The sequence below is a fragment of the Gemmatimonadota bacterium genome, from assembly GCA_009841265.1.
Taxonomy (GTDB): Bacteria; JAAXHH01; JAAXHH01; order JAAXHH01; family JAAXHH01; genus JAAXHH01.
This window is the reverse complement of the sequence record VXMB01000009.1, coordinates 684684-702323: the sequence shown is the minus strand read 5'-3', so window position 1 is coordinate 702323 and position 17640 is coordinate 684684. Positions and strand designations below refer to the sequence as shown.

General features: G+C 62.9%; 15 protein-coding genes and 1 tRNA gene. 12 read left to right on the top strand and 4 right to left on the bottom strand.

The genetic code is table 11. From position 1 onward, the window contains the following. Position 1: 1 nt before the first annotated feature. The gene (locus F4X08_07950) at positions 2–1369 is read right to left on the bottom strand and encodes a 4Fe-4S dicluster domain-containing protein (protein ID MYD25731.1); all 1368 of its coding nucleotides are present in this window, start codon (positions 1367–1369) and stop codon (positions 2–4) included. A gap of 293 nt (positions 1370–1662) precedes the next feature. Between F4X08_07950 and F4X08_07945 the strand changes: the two genes are divergently transcribed. Then, a complete protein-coding gene (locus F4X08_07945; GenBank protein ID MYD25730.1) occupies positions 1663–2547 on the top strand; it encodes a dihydrodipicolinate synthase family protein in 885 nt (294 codons plus the stop codon). 51 nt (positions 2548–2598) lie between these two features. Here F4X08_07945 and F4X08_07940 read toward each other — a convergent pair whose 3' ends face one another. The 3 genes from F4X08_07940 to F4X08_07930 form a co-directional block, all read right to left on the bottom strand. Continuing rightward, positions 2599–3657 (bottom strand): tartrate dehydrogenase, encoded by a 1059-nt coding sequence (locus F4X08_07940; GenBank protein MYD25729.1) that lies wholly within the window; start codon positions 3655–3657, stop codon positions 2599–2601. A 100-nt stretch (positions 3658–3757) separates the two neighbouring features. Continuing rightward, positions 3758–4324, bottom strand: a complete 567-nt coding sequence (locus F4X08_07935; GenBank protein MYD25728.1) for a HEAT repeat domain-containing protein — start codon at positions 4322–4324, stop codon at positions 3758–3760. 13 nt (positions 4325–4337) lie between these two features. After that, positions 4338–5243, bottom strand: coding sequence for a hypothetical protein (locus F4X08_07930; protein MYD25727.1), 906 nt, complete (start codon positions 5241–5243; stop codon positions 4338–4340). A 269-nt stretch (positions 5244–5512) separates the two neighbouring features. Between F4X08_07930 and F4X08_07925 the strand changes: the two genes are divergently transcribed. The 11 genes from F4X08_07925 (at position 5513) to F4X08_07875 (ending at position 17639) form a co-directional block, all read left to right on the top strand. Next, positions 5513–6316, top strand: coding sequence for a hypothetical protein (locus tag F4X08_07925; protein MYD25726.1), 804 nt, complete (start codon positions 5513–5515; stop codon positions 6314–6316). Positions 6317–6456: 140 nt separating this feature from the next. Beyond that, a tRNA-Phe gene (locus F4X08_07920) sits at positions 6457–6529 on the top strand. 378 nt (positions 6530–6907) lie between these two features. Further along, positions 6908–9328, top strand: coding sequence for an FtsX-like permease family protein (locus F4X08_07915; protein ID MYD25725.1), 2421 nt, complete (start codon positions 6908–6910; stop codon positions 9326–9328). Positions 9329–9507: 179 nt separating this feature from the next. Further along, entirely contained in the window at positions 9508–11538 is a 2031-nt protein-coding gene (locus tag F4X08_07910; protein MYD25724.1) for a HEAT repeat domain-containing protein, read from the top strand. Between the two features lie 92 nt (positions 11539–11630). Beyond that, positions 11631–12617 carry an ATP-binding cassette domain-containing protein gene (locus tag F4X08_07905; GenBank protein MYD25723.1) on the top strand — a complete coding sequence of 329 codons (987 nt, stop codon included), beginning with the start codon at positions 11631–11633 and terminating at the stop codon, positions 12615–12617. A gap of 12 nt (positions 12618–12629) precedes the next feature. Then, on the top strand, positions 12630–13436 hold the full coding sequence (locus tag F4X08_07900; protein ID MYD25722.1) for a hypothetical protein: 807 nt from the start codon (positions 12630–12632) through the stop codon (positions 13434–13436). 3 nt (positions 13437–13439) lie between these two features. Next, positions 13440–14243 carry an ABC transporter permease gene (locus tag F4X08_07895; protein ID MYD25721.1) on the top strand — a complete coding sequence of 268 codons (804 nt, stop codon included), beginning with the start codon at positions 13440–13442 and terminating at the stop codon, positions 14241–14243. A 79-nt stretch (positions 14244–14322) separates the two neighbouring features. After that, a complete protein-coding gene (locus tag F4X08_07890) occupies positions 14323–14814 on the top strand; it encodes a class I SAM-dependent methyltransferase (GenBank protein MYD25720.1) in 492 nt (163 codons plus the stop codon). Further along, on the top strand, positions 14774–15529 hold the full coding sequence (locus tag F4X08_07885; GenBank protein MYD25719.1) for a hypothetical protein: 756 nt from the start codon (positions 14774–14776) through the stop codon (positions 15527–15529). Before F4X08_07890 ends, F4X08_07885 begins: the two co-directional genes overlap by 41 nt. A gap of 86 nt (positions 15530–15615) precedes the next feature. Further along, the gene (locus F4X08_07880; protein ID MYD25718.1) at positions 15616–16482 is read left to right on the top strand and encodes a phytanoyl-CoA dioxygenase family protein; all 867 of its coding nucleotides are present in this window, start codon (positions 15616–15618) and stop codon (positions 16480–16482) included. Then, entirely contained in the window at positions 16479–17639 is a 1161-nt protein-coding gene (locus tag F4X08_07875; GenBank protein MYD25717.1) for an L-rhamnonate dehydratase, read from the top strand. The genes F4X08_07880 and F4X08_07875 overlap by 4 nt, the downstream gene beginning before the upstream one ends. Position 17640: the final 1 nt, after the last annotated feature.

Genomic DNA, 17640 nt, shown 5'->3' with positions numbered 1-17640 from the left:
GCTACGCTCCGTCTGATGCGGCTTGCCGAACGTTCGCTTCTTCCTCGTGCTTCAAGCGGTAGGCCCGGTCGAGCAGTTCCACCGGGTGAAGGACCTCGATCTCCCCGCCGTCCCGGTTTATGCCGTGCCGGATCTGCAGGATGCAGCCGGGATTGCCGGTGGCCACCACGTCGGGCGCAGCCTGCTTGACGTGGTTCATCTTGCGCGCGAGCAGCCGGTCCGCCATGGCGGGATGGGTAATGTTATAAATACCGGCGCTGCCGCAGCACCAGTCCGATTCTTCCAGTTCGACGAGCTCGAGGCCGGGAATCAGGCTCAGCAGGTCCCGGGGCTCATCGCGGACTCGCTGTCCGTGGGCGAGGTGGCAGGCATCGTGATAGGCGACCCGTGCCCGGACCGGTCCCATGTCCGCCCTGACTGGTATCCCTGCGAGAAACTCGTGAACGTCTTTGACTTTGTCCGCAAAGACGCGGGCACGGTCGTGGTAGTCGGGATCCCCGGCCAGCAGGTCGCCGTACTCCTTCAACTGCGCGCCGCATCCCGCGGCGTTGATGATGACGGCATCCACTTCCGCCTGCTCAAATACATCGATGTTCCTGCGGGCCAGTGATTCGGCCACCTCGCGCTCCCCGCTGTGTACCTGAAGCGCCCCGCAGCAGGTCTGGGCATCGGGTAGGACCACGTCGCACCCGTTTTCGTTCAACACGCGGACCGTAGCGGTGTTCACGTGGGTGAACATCTCGTTCATCACGCATCCAGTAACCAGGCCCACCCGGTAGGCCGCCGTCTCCCGTGCCGGGGAGAACGGTCGTAGCTCCGCCTTCATCGAAGTGCTGGGCATGTCCGGCATCATGGCCTCCATGCCGCGCAGTCGGGAAGGGAGTAGTTTCGTCAGACCCACCCTGCGAGCGAGTTTTTGTATGCCAAGCGCCTGGTACCAGCGTAAAGGCAGGAAAACCACGGAGAGCAGGAAACGCGACGGCAACAACCGTTCGAACACCAGGTTCCGGAACAACCGGCCGAGCAAGGGTCGGGGCCGCTTCTCAACGATCTCCGCCCGGGCTGCTTCCACGAGGCTGCCGTAGTGGACGCCCGCGGGACAGGCCGTTTCGCAGGCCCGGCAGTCCAGGCACCCGCTTATATGCGTCTCGAAGTGATCCGTCAGTTCGATACGCCCGTCCGCGTAGGCCCGCATCAGGTGGATGCGGCCGCGGGGGGAGTCCATTTCCACGCCGAGTTCGGTATAGGTCGGACAGGCGGGAAGACACAGTCCGCAGTGCACGCAATCCAGAAACTTGTCGTATTCGTGTACCAGTCTGTTCTGCGTGCTCATGCTATGCGGATTCCGATCTTGCGCGGGCGGGTGCATCGGACAGCCTGATCGGCAGGATGCATCGGCCGGTCTATTCGCATCGGTCGGCCTTTTCGGCCGGGTGACGATCGTAGTATAACTAAAGTTCAAGCGTATATTGTCAAGCAGTTTATGGCCGTTCCGGATGGTGAAATAACCCTTCCAAAATCCTCCGTTCGATTTACCTTCCCATGATACGCGCACAGTTGTGTAGATGCGCGTTGACGCGCACTCGCGTTGCGCCACAAGGGAACATCCGGTTCGCAAAACCGTCCTTAGAAACGTCGATTTGACAGGAAGGAGCCGATTGCATGTCCGCGTTCGAAGGTATCCTGCCCGCCATCATCACCCCGATGCACAGCGACGACAGTTTCAATGAAGAGGCGTTCCGCCGGGTCATGGAATTCAATATCGAGGCCGGTGTCCACGGATTCTGGATCGCGGGCGGGACGGGTGAAAGCATCCTGCTCAGCGACGAGGAGAACATGCGGATCGCCACGGCGGCGGCGGACCAGTCCCGTGGCCGGGTGAACAACATCATGCATGTCGGCGCCGCGACCACGGAAAGGGCGGCCCGGCTGGCCGAACATGCCGCGGGCGCCGGGGTGGAGGCCATCTGCTGCGTGCCGCCTTTCTTCTACGGCCGGACCGACGAAGCGATCGCCGAACACTACCGCATCGTGGCGGCCGCGGCGGATCTGCCCCTTTTCGTCTACAACCTGCCCCAGTCCACGGGCGTCGAGATCACGCCTTCGCTGATGCGGAGGATCCAGGACCGGGTGCCGCAGCTGACCGGCCTCAAGCACTCGTCCCAGGTATTCGCCAACGTGCGCAACTTCTCGGCCTTGGGGCTGAAGTGCCTGGTGGGCAACCACCAGTTGATGCTCCCGGCCCTGACGATCGGCGCTACGGGCTGCGTGGACGGACCACCGGTTATCACGCCGGAATACTGGGTAGAAATCTGGAAGGCCTATCGCGCGGGAGATCTCGGACGGGCAGAAACCGCGCAGGACCGCGCCAGCGGGGTGTGGGCGTCCCTCGGCGCGTGCGGCGGCGAGTTCCATTCGGTGGCCAAGGCGGCGCTCAGCGAGCGGCTGGGCATTGATTGCGGGTCGGCGCGGCCGCCAGGAAGGCCCCTGTCAAAGGAACAGCGCGACGCACTGCGCGGGACCATGGCCGATCTCGGCCTCGTGTAACTGTCCGTCACTCTGCCTATCTGCCGTCGACCGTAATCAACGTCGCGCCGGTCAATTCGACAGTCGCCTGACGATGTCGTCGCCAACTTCCACGGTACTCGACCCGCCGCCGATGTCGGGCGTGCGGATCCGCCCTTCGGCGAGGTTCTCCGATACCGCCCTGCGTATGGCCGCTCCGGCCTTTTCTTCACCCAGAAACTCGACCATCATGGCCGCCGCGAGGATCGTGGCGATGGGATTGACCTGGCTTTTGCCGATGAGTTCGAAGGCGGAGCCGTGGACCGGCTCGAACATGGAGGGATGAATCCGTTCGGGGTTCAGGTTCGCGCTGGGCGCGAGACCCATGCTGCCCACGGTGATCGCCGAGATATCGGTCAGGATGTCGCCGAAGAGGTTCGAGGCCACCACCACGTCGAAGTCCTGGGGCCGGCGCACGAAGTCCATGGCCGCGGCGTCGATGAGGAGGGACTCGGTCTCGACGTCTCCGTACTCCGTTTTCACGCAATCGAATACTTCGTCCCAGAAGACCATGCCATGGCCCTGGGCGTTCGACTTCGTGATGGACGTAACCAGGCGCCGACCGTCGCGTCGCCGCGCTTCTTCGAAGGCGTAGCGGATGATGCGCTCAGTGCCGTGCCGCGTGAAGACGGAGGTCTGGACCGCGACTTCCTGGTCGGTCCGCTGATACACCCGGCCCCCGATATCGGCGTATTCCCCTTCGGTATTCTCCCGGATGACCACCAGGTCGATGTCGCCGGCCCCCTTTCCCGCGAGGGGAGACTGCACGCCCGCGTACAGGAAGGCGGGCCGGACGCAGGCATACTGGTCGAATCTGCGCCGTATCGGGAGAATGAGGTTGTTCAGGGTGATGTGGTCCTGCACCTCCTCGTCGCCCACAGCGCCGAAGAATATGGCGTCGAAGGCAGCGAGCCGGTCCAGCCCGCCCTCGGGGATGAACCTTCCCGTTCGCTTGTAGCGTTCGGAACTCCAGTCGAAACGGGTGAAACGAAAGGCCGGGGCCCCCAGCGCGTCAAGCGCCTTGATGCCTTCCTCGATGACTTCGGGACCGACGCCGTCCCCGCCGATCACGGCGATTTCATAATTTGGCATGTTTGAATGTACCGATGTGCCTTTCCAGGGTTTGGTCGTGCAGGAAGCGCGGATCAGGGGGTTTGCACTCAATTCGAGGACGGTGGGGCATGTGCTCTGTTCAGGAGTCGGCGCCTCCGGCGGAACATTCGTCGCAAGTCCACGCGGCGCGGGTCATCCCGCCCGCGGGGATCTCCGTCTCGTAGTCCTGTGAAACCGGCACCCGGGTCCTGCCACAAAAGTCGCATTTGCCGGTCAGCTTTAGATGCCTGCCAGCCGGCTTTTCCTCGCGGATCCGGGACACCATGTCTTCATTGAGAAACGGTTCGGCGAACTGCCGCGCGAATCCGAGCACCTGGCGGTCCGTTTCAGTGTCCAACGCGCGGCGGACGATGGGCTCGAAGGCCGGATCGGTAGGACAGCCTCCGTCTTCCAGCGTATGCCAGGCCCGTCGGCGGACCCGGGCGTCTTCATCCTCCATCATCCGGTAGAGCGCCTTCCAGACTTCCTCGTTGCGGTGACGGACGTGGCATGGACACATGTAGGTCGCGGCCACGATACGGTCTTCGGGATCCCCGCTTTCGGACAGGCGCAGGAGTTCCGCGATGTCTTCCCGGCTCACGCGTTCCTCGCCCGGCTTCCGCCAGGCCTTCTGGTGGCGGTTGAGTCCGCTGTTCCGTCTGCCCATCGCCTTGTCCTGGTCAGAGCTGCTGCACGGGATTGGAGAGCACGCCGATCTGGGGAGAGGCGATCATCACGATGTCGTCCTCACGCAATCCCAGGTCGTTCGGCACGATGATGCCCGTGCCCGTGGAAACGACCGTACCCGCAGGGATTAGGTTGTCCCGGTAGAGGTACTCGTTCAACTCGTCGAAACTGCGCGCCAGTTGCGAAGTGTTGGCCTCTCCCTCGAACACGACGGCATCGTCCCGCAGAATCCGGCAATGAATGTCGATATCGTAGGGATCGTCGATCTCGTCCGCAGTGACCAGGGCGGGTCCGAGCGCGCAACAGCCCTGGTAGATCTTGGACTGGTTGAGATAGAGTGGATTTGCCTTCTCGATATCCCAGGCCGAAACGTCGTTGCACAGGGTGTAGCCGACGATTTCGCCTTCATCGCCCAGCACGTAGGCTAGTTCGGGCTCGGTGGCGGTGAAGTTCGAGTCGCCGCGCACGCAGATGGGCGCGTTGGGTCCGGAACAACGGGAAGCGGTGGCCTTGAAGAAGGATTCGGGCCGGTCGGACTGGTATACCTGGTCATAAATGGTCTGCTGGGCGTCGTCGTCCCTGAATTCGGCGCTTCGCTTGTAGGTCACGCCGAAGCCCCACACCTCGGGCGAGAAGATCGGTACCATCAGGTGGGGGACGCCCACGTCGGGTGTAACGTCGAGCGATTCGTAGGAGAACCCGGTCAACTGGCCTTCGTAGTCGTTGATGGCGCGTTCGACGAGTTCGGACAGCGAAAGCCGGGCCGTCCCGGATACGTACAGGAGGTCGTTGACGGTTTCCACCTCCGGCATGACCTCCGAAAGGTCGATGACCTGATCGTCCTGGAAGATGCCCACGCCGGACTCCTGGCCGGGTTCGTAGTATTGAACCAGTTTCATTCGAGATTCCCCGTATTTAAGGAGGGTTTTACCGGATTCATGCCTGCAAAAAACACAGGTAAAGATAGGATTCCAGCGCTTCGTGTAAAGGGAATTCTGTCCCGCGTCCCGGGGTGTGGTTTACCGTTAGTGCTTGATCGCAGGCACGGCGAACGTTACCATTGGAAGAGCTTTTTGTTGAAGTGGGAAGCGTTGGACAGTGTATACTATTCCGTTTGCAGTGTCGTATCTACAGTTGGCCGAAATCTACAACCCGGAAAGCACGCCGAGTGTCCTTTTTACTCCGGACCGCCGCCGTTCTGATCATGCTGACCTTCGTGCTTGGCGTGATTCTGCCCACGGCCCGCGGACAACGCACCCCCGATTCTCAACGCACCCCCGATTCTCCCGTTACGAGTTGGCAGAAGCTTGAGACGCGGATGACCGACAACTGCGCCCTGTGCCACCAGCGTCTGGGTGAACCCCTCGCCAAGCAGGTCGCCGAGTGGCAGGGCAGCATCCACGCGTGGCGCGGCGTCTTCTGCGACACGTGCCACGGGGGCGATCCCACGAGCACCATACTCACCGTGGCCATGGGCGAGCAGAACGGGTTCATGGACGCACCGCTGCCCGAAGCCATCCCGGAAGACTGCGGACGCTGCCACCCCGAAGCCCTCGAAAGCTTCTGGGAGAGCGCCCACGGGGACCTGTTTGAAGCCAACGACTTCGAACCCGAGTGCGTCACCTGCCACAACAGCCACGACGTGACGGAAGTGCACATCGACATGGTGTCCATCACCGCGCCCTGCGGCGAATGCCACGACCAGGACTACATCGACGAAGTCCGCAATCCCCTGATCGATACGGACGGGAGAATCGAAAGGCTCTACAAAGAGATCCTGGCCATGCCCGGCGACAACCCCAACGCGCCATATCTCCGCAACCGTCTCGTCCGCGTCCGCAAGGAGTTCCGCGGCCTGGCGCACTACCTGGCTACCAATACCATCGTCACCAAGCGGCAGGCCATCGACCGGGAACTCGACTACATCGAATTCATGCTGCATTTCGATGACAGCACGGTCGAAGGCAAGTAGCCGGAAGCCGCGATCAGCCCCCGGTTTCCCCCGAAGTTTCCCCCAAAACCGCCACCCCGGATTTTCGCTTTTCCAGGGTTATTTCTGTTGACTTTCCCCGTGGTCGCCGCTAATTTTGACTGGCTTTGCCGGAATCGATTGCCGAGGTAGCTCAGGCGGTAGAGCAGTGGACTGAAAATCCATGTGTCGACAGTTCGACTCTGTCCCTCGGCATTTCCCACAATACATCGAACACCCCGCTCAAAACGGGCCTTCTGGCTGGCGTGGCCCGCACCGGTGTGGCCCGCGCCGGCATAGCCCCCATCGGCGTGGTTCACACTCGCGTGGTTCGTGCTGGCCGGTTCCGCAGACCGCATCATCCAGCGCGCCTTACCCCGATGCTCTCTCCTGGCGGCACCGGCAATACCCCCAGCTGTCGCGCTGGTGGGACCCGAATCCTTCTTCCACTGCAACCTTTCTTGAGCCGATCGAGTCGAAACGATCGACATCAGCCCACACGAACGGCCGATCGAGCACGTCGAAAACGGACCGAAGCCGCACTGACGCGCCGAATCTCCCGAGTTCCCGCTCGAGACAGGATACCACGCGACCATGTTCCGCAACTATCTCACGATTGCCTATCGTAACGCCCTGCGCCACAAAGGATACGCCGTAATCAACGTCATGGGCCTCGCGGTCGGGATGACCTGTTGCATCCTGATCCTGCTATACGTCCAGGACGAACTCGGCTATGACCGGTACGCGTCCCGGCACGACCGCATCTACCGGCTCACCATGGCGATCGAGACGCCGGACAGGGCGGAAACCCGCACCGCGCGGAGTCCGACGGCCTGGGGGTGGATGCTGACCGACGCCTTCCCTGAAGTCGAAGGGTTCACTCGCATAAAGGCGCCGCTGGTCTCCTGGCAGGTCACGTACGTGGAAGGCAACAGACGGTTCAACGAACCCGGTTTCTACTTCGCGGATCCCGGCATCCTGGATCTGTTCGACTTCAACCTGGTACGCGGCGACGCGAACACGGCACTGAACGCCCCCAACACGGTGGTCATGACCGAATCCACGGCGGCCAGGTACTTCGGAGACGAGGATGCCCAGGGCAAGGTGATCCGGATCGACAACACGTACGACCTGACCGTTACCGGCGTCATGGAAGACGTACCACGCAATTCCCATATGACCTTCGGCTTCCTGGGATCCTTCGAAACCCTAAACGTCAACCCCATCTACGGGGGAACGGATTACGGCAGGAATACGCAGAACTTCGGTCCCGACCTGTATACCTACCTGCTACTCGCCGAAGGTATCCCGCCCGAATCCCTCGATCCGAAACTGGCGGAGTTCATCGAATCGCGCTACGGACCGGCCCTGAACCAGTTCAATGCGCAAATCGAAGCCGAACTCCAACCGCTGACCAGCATACACCTGCATTCGAATCTCGACGGGGAACTCGGCGCGAACAGCGATTTCGCCTACATCTACATCTTCTCGGCCGTTGCGTTCTTTCTCCTGCTGATCGCCTGCATCAACTTTATGAACCTGGCGACGGCCCGATCCGCCGGCCGCGCCCGGGAAGTCGGCATCCGCAAGGTGCTGGGGGCGTTCCGCGTTCAGCTGATCGGCCAGTTCATGGGCGAATCCACGATCATGGCGGTACTTTCACTGATCCTTGCCGTGGGTCTGGTCTACGCGTTTCTTCCCGCGTTCAACGCCCTGGCCGGCAAGGACCTGGTCTTTGCCTTCGACGATATGAGCATGGCATTCGGCCTGATCGGCATCGTGATACTGGCCGGTGCGCTGGCCGGAAGCTACCCGGCGCTGTTCCTGTCGTCGTTCCAGCCCGTCTCCGTGCTGAAGGGCTCCTCCAGGGCGGGTACGGTGAACACGAACCTGCGGAAGATACTGGTCGTGCTGCAATTCGTGATCTCCGTCGTGTTCATCATCGGTACGGGCGCGGTAGCGGACCAGATGCGGTTCGTGCAGGACAAACACCTGGGATTCGACAAAGAACAGCTGGTGGTCATGCCACTCGGAGATCCCAGGCAGCGCCTGATATACAATGCCTACAAGGATCAAATCAGCGGCTATCCCAACGTATTGGGCGTTACGGTGGCGAACGGAATGCCGGGCGGACTGGTGAACGACATCCTCTTTACGCCGGACGGCGCGCCGGAAGAGGAACTGGTCCGCATCAACAACATGTGGATCGATCACGATTTCATCCGCACGATGAACATCGAACTCACGGCGGGACGCGATTTTTCCAGATCCTTCTTCACGGATACGCTGCAGGCGTTCGTGATCAACGAGGCCGCCGTGAAATGGCTGGGCTGGGAAGGCGCTCCGCTCGACAAGAAAATCCGCCTGGGGAACTTCAAGGACGGCCGGGTCATCGGCGTCGTACGGGACTTCCACGTGCGGTCGCTGCACAGCGGCATCGAACCGATGATGCTGCAGCTGGCGCCCGGCCCGGATCCGCTCCACTATCTCGCGATCAGGATCGCGCCGGATGACGTGGCCGAAACGATGGGATTCCTGGAAAACAGCTGGCGCGAGATCTATCCGGACGATTCGTTCACGTATTCGTTTCTCGACGAGGACTTCAACCGGCTGTACCAGAATGAAGTACGGCAGGGAAGCATCTTCCGCAGCTTTTCCTTACTGGCCGTCTTCATCGCGTGCCTGGGTCTGCTGGGACTCGCTTCCTTCACGGCGGAACAGCGAACCCGGGAAATCGGGGTGCGGAAAGTGCTGGGGGCATCCGCGTCCGGCATCGTCGCGCTGCTTTCGAAAGAATACGTCCGGCTGGTCGTATATGCCAACCTCATTGCCTGGCCCATCGCATACTTCGTGATGAACGACTGGCTCGACGGCTTCGCGTACCGTACGGACCTTTCTCCCTGGATATTCGTGCTCGCCGCGGCACTGGCCATAACCGTTACGATGCTAACCGTAAGCTACAGAGCCGTCAGCGTAGCCCATACCGATCCCGTGGACGCCCTGCAGCACGAGTGAACTGACTGCGCACCCCGCGTCAATTTCAGGTTTGACGACCTCCCCGTTCGACTGTAGATTCCTTCGACCGTGCGCCGGCCCTGCCGAGGCCCCGCCGGGCCCTGCCAAAGTCGCGCTCAGACTGGCGTTCAGGTAAGCACTGAGGCAGGCGCTCCGGTAGAAGGATCGCCCCAGGGCGCGTGCCTTCGGACCTCCATGCGACCATGACGTCGCGCATTGCGGTGCATCGCGCGAGCATGCCAAGCCGAACGGGAAAGACAGCGCTGATCGTGGCTACGAAAACCTATGCTTCGCTGCCGTACACCGAACCGGACCATCTCGTCCGGGATTTCGCCAGCCGCGGTATCGTCGCCCTGCCGCCGGAAAGCCTCGGCATCCCCGAAGAGATCCACCAACGCATATACACACTGGAGAAGCAGGCTTACCTGGCAAGAAAACCGGTGACGCCGGGCGGCGTACCGGATGTCCTTGAAGTCATCAACGCGCCGGGCGTGGTCGATGCCTGCAACCGGATCGTGGGCCGGAACTGGGCCATCGTCCCCTTTACCCACAATGCCTCCTTTGCGAGCGGCGCCCGGGACCAGCACTGGCACAAGGACGACAACGGTCCGTACAACGGCCGCAAGCAGCGCCATCACCAGGCCGTGCAGATCGAGATGCTCTACTATCCCCAGGACGTGACCGAAGTCATGGGCCCCACGGCCACTGTGCCCTACTCGCACTACTGGACGTTCAACCACGAAGAAAACCACGACAATTTCGCGGGCGCCGACCACCTCGATTTCGAATATCAGATCAGCGGGATGGAGGGTGTCCCGGTGAGCGGTCCCGATTCCAAATACGACTGGGAGGACGTCGTTCACCGGCGCACGGCCCACGACGTCCGGATGCGGGAAGCCGTGTCCAACACGGGATGGCCCCTCGTGAAACCCCTCGAGGCGGCGCCGCTGCGGGCGGGAAGCGTGTTGCTTTATTCCCACAACACGTTCCACCGGGGGAACCACCGGAGAGACGACTGGCGCCTGTGGGACGACCATCCCCGTTTCATGTGGCGTTTCTGGATCTATCGGACGACGGAACCGGACGGCGATGACCGCAATGAGCCCGGCGAAGTTGCCTGGCGCGAACTCGGCGTAGATCCCCTGACCGGGGTCGATCTGCGAGAGACGAGCGACGACACGACCGCGGTCTGGAGATATCACAATCACTGGATGCGGACAGGGCGGACGCCGCCGCCGCGGCACAAGGCCCGGACACTGCCCCAAGCGGGACGCGAAGCGGAGGCCGCTGAACTGTACGAGCAGCTGCACGCCATGGGCGACGACGCGGAGCCCCAGCGTATCGGCGCGGCCTACCGACTGGCCTCGATCGGAGACGACGCACTGGCCGTCCAGCACCTCGGCGCAGCGCTCTACAGCCACAGGGAGAGTGTCCGCCGCGCGGCGACCTACGGCCTGATCGCCGTCGGGGAGCCGTCCTCGGAGACCTTCGTCGAAGCGACGAAGTCACCAGTCAAATGGGTCAGGAAGGCCGGTGTGTACGGATTGGGCGACTGTGCGCCGCTCACCGGCGAAGTACTGGCCGCCACCGCTTCGCTGCTGCATCACGACCCCTCCGTGTACGTCCGTGCCGTCGCCGCGGGAACGCTGGGCTGCCTGGGTCGACGCGCCGCCCGGACGGGCGTTGGACGATCCCTGGTGCCCCGGTGTCTCGAGGCGCTGGTCCGCAGTCTCGAGCGGGAAGAAAACCGGTTGAGCATGGACCTGGCCCAGCAGCGGAGCATCAAGTTCGTACGGCCCACCGACGAGTGCGACGTCTGCGAGGGCAACGGCGTCGATATGGGCCTCGAGCGTTTCGAACCTGTACGCTCCGCGGTCCGGGAGAACGCCCTCTGGTCCATGGTCATCCTCTGTTCCCACGGGGTCCGCCTCGCGGGCGATGCGCTGGAATCCACTATCGATGCCCTGACAGAGGTGGTGCGCAATGACCGAAACGTCATCTGCGTGGGGTTCGCCATGGACGCCCTCAATCGCCTGGCCAACCTGGAAACCGAAGGACCGGAAACCGCAGGGCCCTCGCCGGCCTCCCTCGACCGGATGCGTGCGAATCTACTCGCGTTACTCGGCGAGTCCCCTATCCGGTGCTGGGAAGCGCTCGTACGCGGCGGCCTGAGCACAAAGTACCTTTCCTCGTTCTCAGAAGCCGGCTAGCCCGGCCTTACCAATTCCGTTCCGTTATTCACGCAGCGCATCGTACGCCCCGGTCCGTACCGCGCTCGACACCATGTGTCCAGGTGACCGCCGTGCCCCACATCCTCGTCGACAACATCGTCAAGACCTTCCGGATCGCCCAGCGGCGCCCCGGCCTCTGGGGCGCGCTACACGGGGTAGTACGCCGTGAATACCGGACGATCAAGGCCCTGGACCGCGTCTCCTTCGAACTGGATTCGGGAGAACTGGTGGGCTATATCGGTCCCAACGGGGCGGGCAAGTCCACGACCGTAAAAGTCCTCTCCGGCATCCTGGTGCCCGATTCGGGACGGTGCGAGATCGACGGGCGCATCCCGTGGCGCAACCGGATCTCCAACGCGGCCAACATCGGCGTGGTGTTCGGCCAGCGGACCCAGCTGTGGTGGGATCTGCCCGTTATCGAGTCCTTCGATCTGCTTCGGGATATCTACCGGATCGGGGGTGATGAATACCGCCGGGCCAGGGACGAACTCGCGGCGCTCATGGACCTGGAACCGCTGTACGACGTCCCGGTGCGCCAGCTCAGTCTCGGCCAACGCATGCGGTGCGACCTGGCGGCAGCCCTCCTGCACGCGCCTTCGGTGCTCTTCCTGGACGAGCCCACCATCGGCCTGGACGCCGTTTCCAAGCTTGCCGTACGGGATTTCATCAAGCGGCTGAACCGTGAACGGGGCGTCACCGTCGTGCTGACCACCCATGACATGGACGACATCGAGGCCCTTTGCGACCGGGTGATGGTGATCGGACACGGGAGGATCCTGTCCGACAGCACGCTGGACGACCTGCGCGCCCGCGTCACCCGGGAGCGCCGCCTGATCATTGACCTGCTCGACGAAGGCCAGGCGATCGAGGATCCGGACGTTACCTTCATCTCGCGCAGCGGCAACCGTGTCCACCTGCAGTTCGATCCGGACCGCGTCCGGACGGCCGCCCTGATCAGCCGGATCACGGCGAAGTACGCCATCAAGGACCTGTTCGTCGAGAACCCGCCCATCGAAGAGATCATTTCACGGCTTTACGACGAACACGAACTCCGCTAAACCCTGACAGGCATGATGCAATCGTTCGTTCTCCCCTACACCGCCGTGCTGTCCGCCCGGTTCCGGATGATCCTCCAGTACCGGGCCGCGGCCATTGCCGGGTTCGTCACGCAGATCGGCTGGGGCGCGATCCGCGTCATGGCCATGGAGGCGTTCTACCGGTCCACGAGCGCCCCCCAGCCCATGCATCTCGAGGACGTGGTGACCTACATCTGGCTGGGCCAGGCGTTGCTCGGCCTGCTGCCGTGGAATCCCGATACGGAGATCCGCGCCATGGTGCGGTCGGGTACGGTGGCCTATGAACTCGTCCGGCCCGTGAACCTCTATACCTACTGGTTTTCCCGGTCGATGGCATTCCGGCTCGCGCCTACCTTCATGCGTTCCATCCCACTGGCGATACTTGCGTTGGTGTTTTTCGGGATGCAGGCGCCCGCCTCGCCCGAAGCCCTGGTATTCTGGCTGGCGGCGACCCTCGGCGCGGTGTTGCTCAGTACGGCCCTCACCGTGATCCTGTCCATCACGCTGATGTGGACGATATCAGGGGAAGGCGTGTCCTTTCTGGTCTCACCGGTCATCTATCTGCTGGCGGGGATGGTCATCCCCCTGCCGCTCTTCCCAGACTGGGCGCAACGCGTACTCGAAATCCTGCCGTTTCGCGGCATCTGCGACGCGCCGTTCAGGCTGTACATGGGCCATATCCCGGCCACGGAAGCCTGGGCCGTGCTGTTTCACCAGTTGATCTGGATCGTCATCCTGGTCGCATTCGGCGCGTGGCTGCTCTCGAGAGCTACCCGCCGGCTGGTCGTACAGGGAGGTTGACGGATGGCGAACCCTCTTGTGCTGTATACCCAATACGTAAGCATATCCCTGCGCAGCCAGATGCAATACCGCGTTTCCTTCCTGTTGGGCACGGTGGGGCAGCTACTCGGCACGGGGGTGGAGTTCATCGGCATTCTGGCCCTGTTCGACCGTTTCGGCAGCCTTATCCAGTGGTCGCTCGCCGAGGTCGCCTTCTTCTACGGGATCGTCAACGTGGCCTTTGCCTTCACCGATGCGTTATCCCGCGGTTTCGACCACGTGGGCCAACTGGTACGCACCGGCGAGTTCGACCGCATGCTGCTCCGGCCCCGGAGCACCGTACTCCAGTTGATCGGCCAGGAATTCACGCTGAAGAGGCTTGGGCGATTCCTGCAGGGCGGCGCCGTCCTGCTCTGGTCGGCGCTCTATCTGGACATCGACTGGTCGCCAGCGGTCGCGGCGCTTACCGTGGTCACCGTATGCTGCGGCGCCTGCTTCTTTCTGGGACTGTTCATCAATATCGGCACGGTGTCCTTCTGGACCACGGAGACGCTCGAGCTCATGAACGTGTTGACCTACGGCGGCATCGAGGCTTCGAAATACCCGCTGGCCATATACAGAGCCTGGTTCCGCCGGTTCTTCACCATGGTGATCCCCATGGGCTGTGTGACCTATTTCCCGGTCCTGGCGATTCTCGGCAAGCCCGATCCACTGGGCACGTCACTCGCGTTTCAGTACGCGGCTCCCGTGTTCGGCCTGCTCTATTTCATCCTGTCGCTGTTCATCTGGCGACTCGGACTCCGGCACTATCGTTCGACGGGCAGCTAGCGCGGACGCCGTCTCGACGGCCCGATCGGCGCGCCGTCCTTCTTGACGATGTTCCGGGGCGCCTGTTTATTGGTCCGGTATGGCGAACAACAGGCAGTACCGATCCAAAACGCTGTTCGTGGGTACCCGCGGCGTCAAGGAGTACCGGGCCAGCATACCCCACTGGGTGAACGGTACCGATATCGTCCTTGAAATCGGCTGTGAATGGGGCACGACCACCACGATCATCGCCGAACACGCCGCGGCCGTCATCGGCACGGACGTCAGCCCGGTGGTCATCGAACGGGCCCGGGAACGCCACCCCCACATCCGGTTTGAAACGCTGGACGCCTTCGACGTGCGGGCCGCGCTCGAATTGAACGAGAACTTCACCAAGATCTATATCGACATGTCGGGGATATCCGGATACCGGTCGCTGCTGGACCTGATCGCCCTGCTGAACAGCTACGCCGCCGTATTGAGACCGGAAGCGATCGTGGTCAAAAGCGGCGCCCTGAAGCACTTCGCCTCCCGTTGCATTCCCTTCGGAGATGATGGAGCCTGGCGTGAGCGAGGACATGACAACCCGTGAATCTCGCGGTGCCCAACGACGTAAGACGGGCATCCTCGTCCACGGACACAATCTGCATGCCGGCCAGTGGGAGGACGTGACCTGGGGCGCACCGCCGGAACGGATCGGCCGCGTGCCCATGGGCGTGCTTGTAGCCCTGAGCGAGCAGGCGGACGTGATGGTCTTCGGTTCGGGCGCTTCGGAAAAGGATGGGTTAATTGAATCCGAGGCGACGGCCCGGTTGTTGTGGGAACGGTTCGACGAACTCGCCGGATTCGCGGTTTTCAAGGGCTGGGAGAACGAATTGACCCGTCCTCATGGGGCCGACCGGTTCAGGCAGCGGATCGAATCCATACTGCACCTGGACCGGGCGTCGAAGAACACCCGTGACGAAATCGCCCATGCCGGGCGGGTTTTTGTCGAGCGGGACGTGGAGCGGGTCATCATGGTCTCGAGCCCGACCCATCTGCCGCGGTGCCTGAGGGACGCCTGTGCCATCTACGGGGAAGACGGGGACATGTCGGGTCTGCGGCGGGAACTCTATGCGGCACCGAGCGTCACCGGATACCCAGGGTACACGGCGGAAGACGTCGTCATATTCGAGCCGCCGCATCGTCCGGACCGCCCTGGGACTGACCTAAGCCGGGTGGTTGCCCGGGCGCACAATATTCCGGAGAACCTGCGGGAGCGTTTCATCCGGCGCCTGGATGACCTGCTGCAGGAGTTCGAAGTGTAAATACCGGTCCGCCAAACACCGGTCAGGCAATCACCGGTCCGGCGACTTGATCATAAAAGCAAGCAGCCCATATCGAGGAGCCAGGCATGATGACCCCGGAACAACGGTACCTGTTCGACGTGTTCGGCTACCTGCACATCGAGAACGCGCTTTCAAAGCGGGAACTCGAGGCCTGCCAGCGCGCATCGGCCCGTTACATGAACACGCCGGAGGACAAACTGCCGCCGGGATTCGGGTTCGACGGCAAGCGCCACCTCCACGGCTTCGCCTTCGACAAGTCGCTCGAGGCCCTGACCCGTCATCCGTCGATCTGGCCCATCGTGCGGGAACTCACCAACGAAAAGCCCCGGCTGATCAGCGGCACCCTCCAGGTGGACCGTCCCGGGGAATCGGCCGTGGGGGGCCTGCACTGCGCCCGGGAGGGTTTCGGTTGGGAGAGCACCCGCTACGAGACCCATCATGGACGGGTCTACTGCGACGACATCATCGTGTTTCCCTACCTGGACGACGTTTTTCCCGGCGACGGCGGTCTCATCGTGTTGCCTGGATCCCACAAGGCGAACTTCCCCCGGCCGGACAGCCTGTTCAACGACGGACTCATGCACGGCGTGGAGGACCTCGCGCCGGGCGTGGTCAACATCACGCCCCGGGCGGGCGACATCATCGTGACTTCCGAGCTCATGACCCACGGCATCCTCGAGTGGCGGCCCGGTGACCGGATCCGGCGCATCCTGGTGCTTCGGTACAAGCCACAGCACGCCGGACTGGCCATGCCGTTCCCGGATGAGATCAAGGCCGTGCTGTCCCCAGAAACGCTGGAACTGATCGAGACCGCCCATTACAACCACGTCAAGGACATCGTCAAGGACGACACGGACGGCGGCCCGGAGAGCGGTCCGGAGGACGACCAGGTGGGCGACCCGGATAACGAACGGCAAGGGGCAGCCCCATGAACATCCGAAACGTCCGCGCCTTCCCCGTGGATCTGTCCCGGGCCAGGAAGGCGGAAAAGACATCGCTGCAACGAAAGGGACGCCAGCCTGCAGGTCCCATGGACCGGTACCCGGAGTACCGGGGCAGGCGCGGGGCCGCGGGACCCGCCTGGCCCTCCGCGGCGTGTATCGTGGAAGCGGACGACGGTACTTTCGGCCTGGGATTGACCCAGCATAGCGGTCCCGTCCTCCCCATCGTCAACGAGCATCTCAGGCCGCTATTGACGGGGCAGTCCGTTATGGCCACGGAAAAGTGCTACGATCTCATGGTTCGCGCGAGCGCGGCCTACGGAAGCCAGGGCGCGACGAGCTACGCCATCAGCGCTGTGGACCTGGCCCTGTGGGACCTGAAGGGGAAGCTGCTGGGCCGGCCCGTGTACGAACTGCTCGGCGGTCCGCAGAAGGACCGCATCATCTGCTACGCCACGGGGTTCGATATCGCGTGGTACCTCGAACTGGGATTCAAAGCGGTAAAACTCCCCATGCCGTTTGGTCCGGACGATGGAATCGACGGATTGAACAGAGCGGTGGAGATGGTGGAGGAAACCAGGTCCGCGATCGGAAACGATGTCGAGTTGATGCTGGACTGCTGGATGGCGCTGGACGTGGAATACGCCGTGCGGCTCGGCGAATCGCTGAGGCCCTACAGGCTGAAGTGGCTGGAGGACTACCTCATGCCCCACGACCTGGACGGGTTCGCCGCCGTTCGCCGGCGCTTGCCCGGGCAGGGCCTCGCGACCGGAGAACACTGGTACCTGGCCGAACCGTTCCTGTATGCCGCGGAGCACCGGCTGGTGGATATCTTCCAACCGGACGTCAAGTGGTGCGGCGGGCTTTCCGCCGCGGTCCGCATCTGCCACATCGCCGAAGCCGCGGGCCTGACCGTCGCCCCGCACGGCGCCATGAACGATCCCTACGGCCAGCACCTGGTCTTCGCCATGCCCGCGGCCCGTTGGGGAGAACGTTCCAGCGGGGTCTCTCCGCCCGGAGTGCCCCTGGCCGACATGGTTGAGCTGCCGGGAACGGCCGTGATCGAAGACGGCTGCCTGGTCCCGAGCGACGCACCGGGATTCGGGATCGAATCGGACCGGGCCTGGCTGGACCGCGTGGCCGTCTGAG

Bases quoted from the DNA above. Each gene is read 5' to 3' on its own strand.
- F4X08_07890 (MYD25720.1), top strand. From the start codon at position 14,323: ATGGCGAACAACAGGCAGTACCGATCCAAAACGCTGTTCGTGGGTACC.
- F4X08_07950 (MYD25731.1), bottom strand. From the start codon at position 1,369: ATGCACCCGCCCGCGCAAGATCGGAATCCGCATAGCATGAGCACGCAG.
- F4X08_07880 (MYD25718.1), top strand. From the start codon at position 15,616: ATGATGACCCCGGAACAACGGTACCTGTTCGACGTGTTCGGCTACCTG.
- F4X08_07915 (MYD25725.1), top strand. From the start codon at position 6,908: ATGTTCCGCAACTATCTCACGATTGCCTATCGTAACGCCCTGCGCCAC.
- F4X08_07875 (MYD25717.1), top strand. From the start codon at position 16,479: ATGAACATCCGAAACGTCCGCGCCTTCCCCGTGGATCTGTCCCGGGCC.
- F4X08_07935 (MYD25728.1), bottom strand. From the start codon at position 4,324: ATGGGCAGACGGAACAGCGGACTCAACCGCCACCAGAAGGCCTGGCGG.
- F4X08_07885 (MYD25719.1), top strand. From the start codon at position 14,774: ATGATGGAGCCTGGCGTGAGCGAGGACATGACAACCCGTGAATCTCGC.
- F4X08_07900 (MYD25722.1), top strand. From the start codon at position 12,630: ATGATGCAATCGTTCGTTCTCCCCTACACCGCCGTGCTGTCCGCCCGG.
- F4X08_07945 (MYD25730.1), top strand. From the start codon at position 1,663: ATGTCCGCGTTCGAAGGTATCCTGCCCGCCATCATCACCCCGATGCAC.
- F4X08_07895 (MYD25721.1), top strand. From the start codon at position 13,440: ATGGCGAACCCTCTTGTGCTGTATACCCAATACGTAAGCATATCCCTG.
- F4X08_07940 (MYD25729.1), bottom strand. From the start codon at position 3,657: ATGCCAAATTATGAAATCGCCGTGATCGGCGGGGACGGCGTCGGTCCC.
- F4X08_07930 (MYD25727.1), bottom strand. From the start codon at position 5,243: ATGAAACTGGTTCAATACTACGAACCCGGCCAGGAGTCCGGCGTGGGC.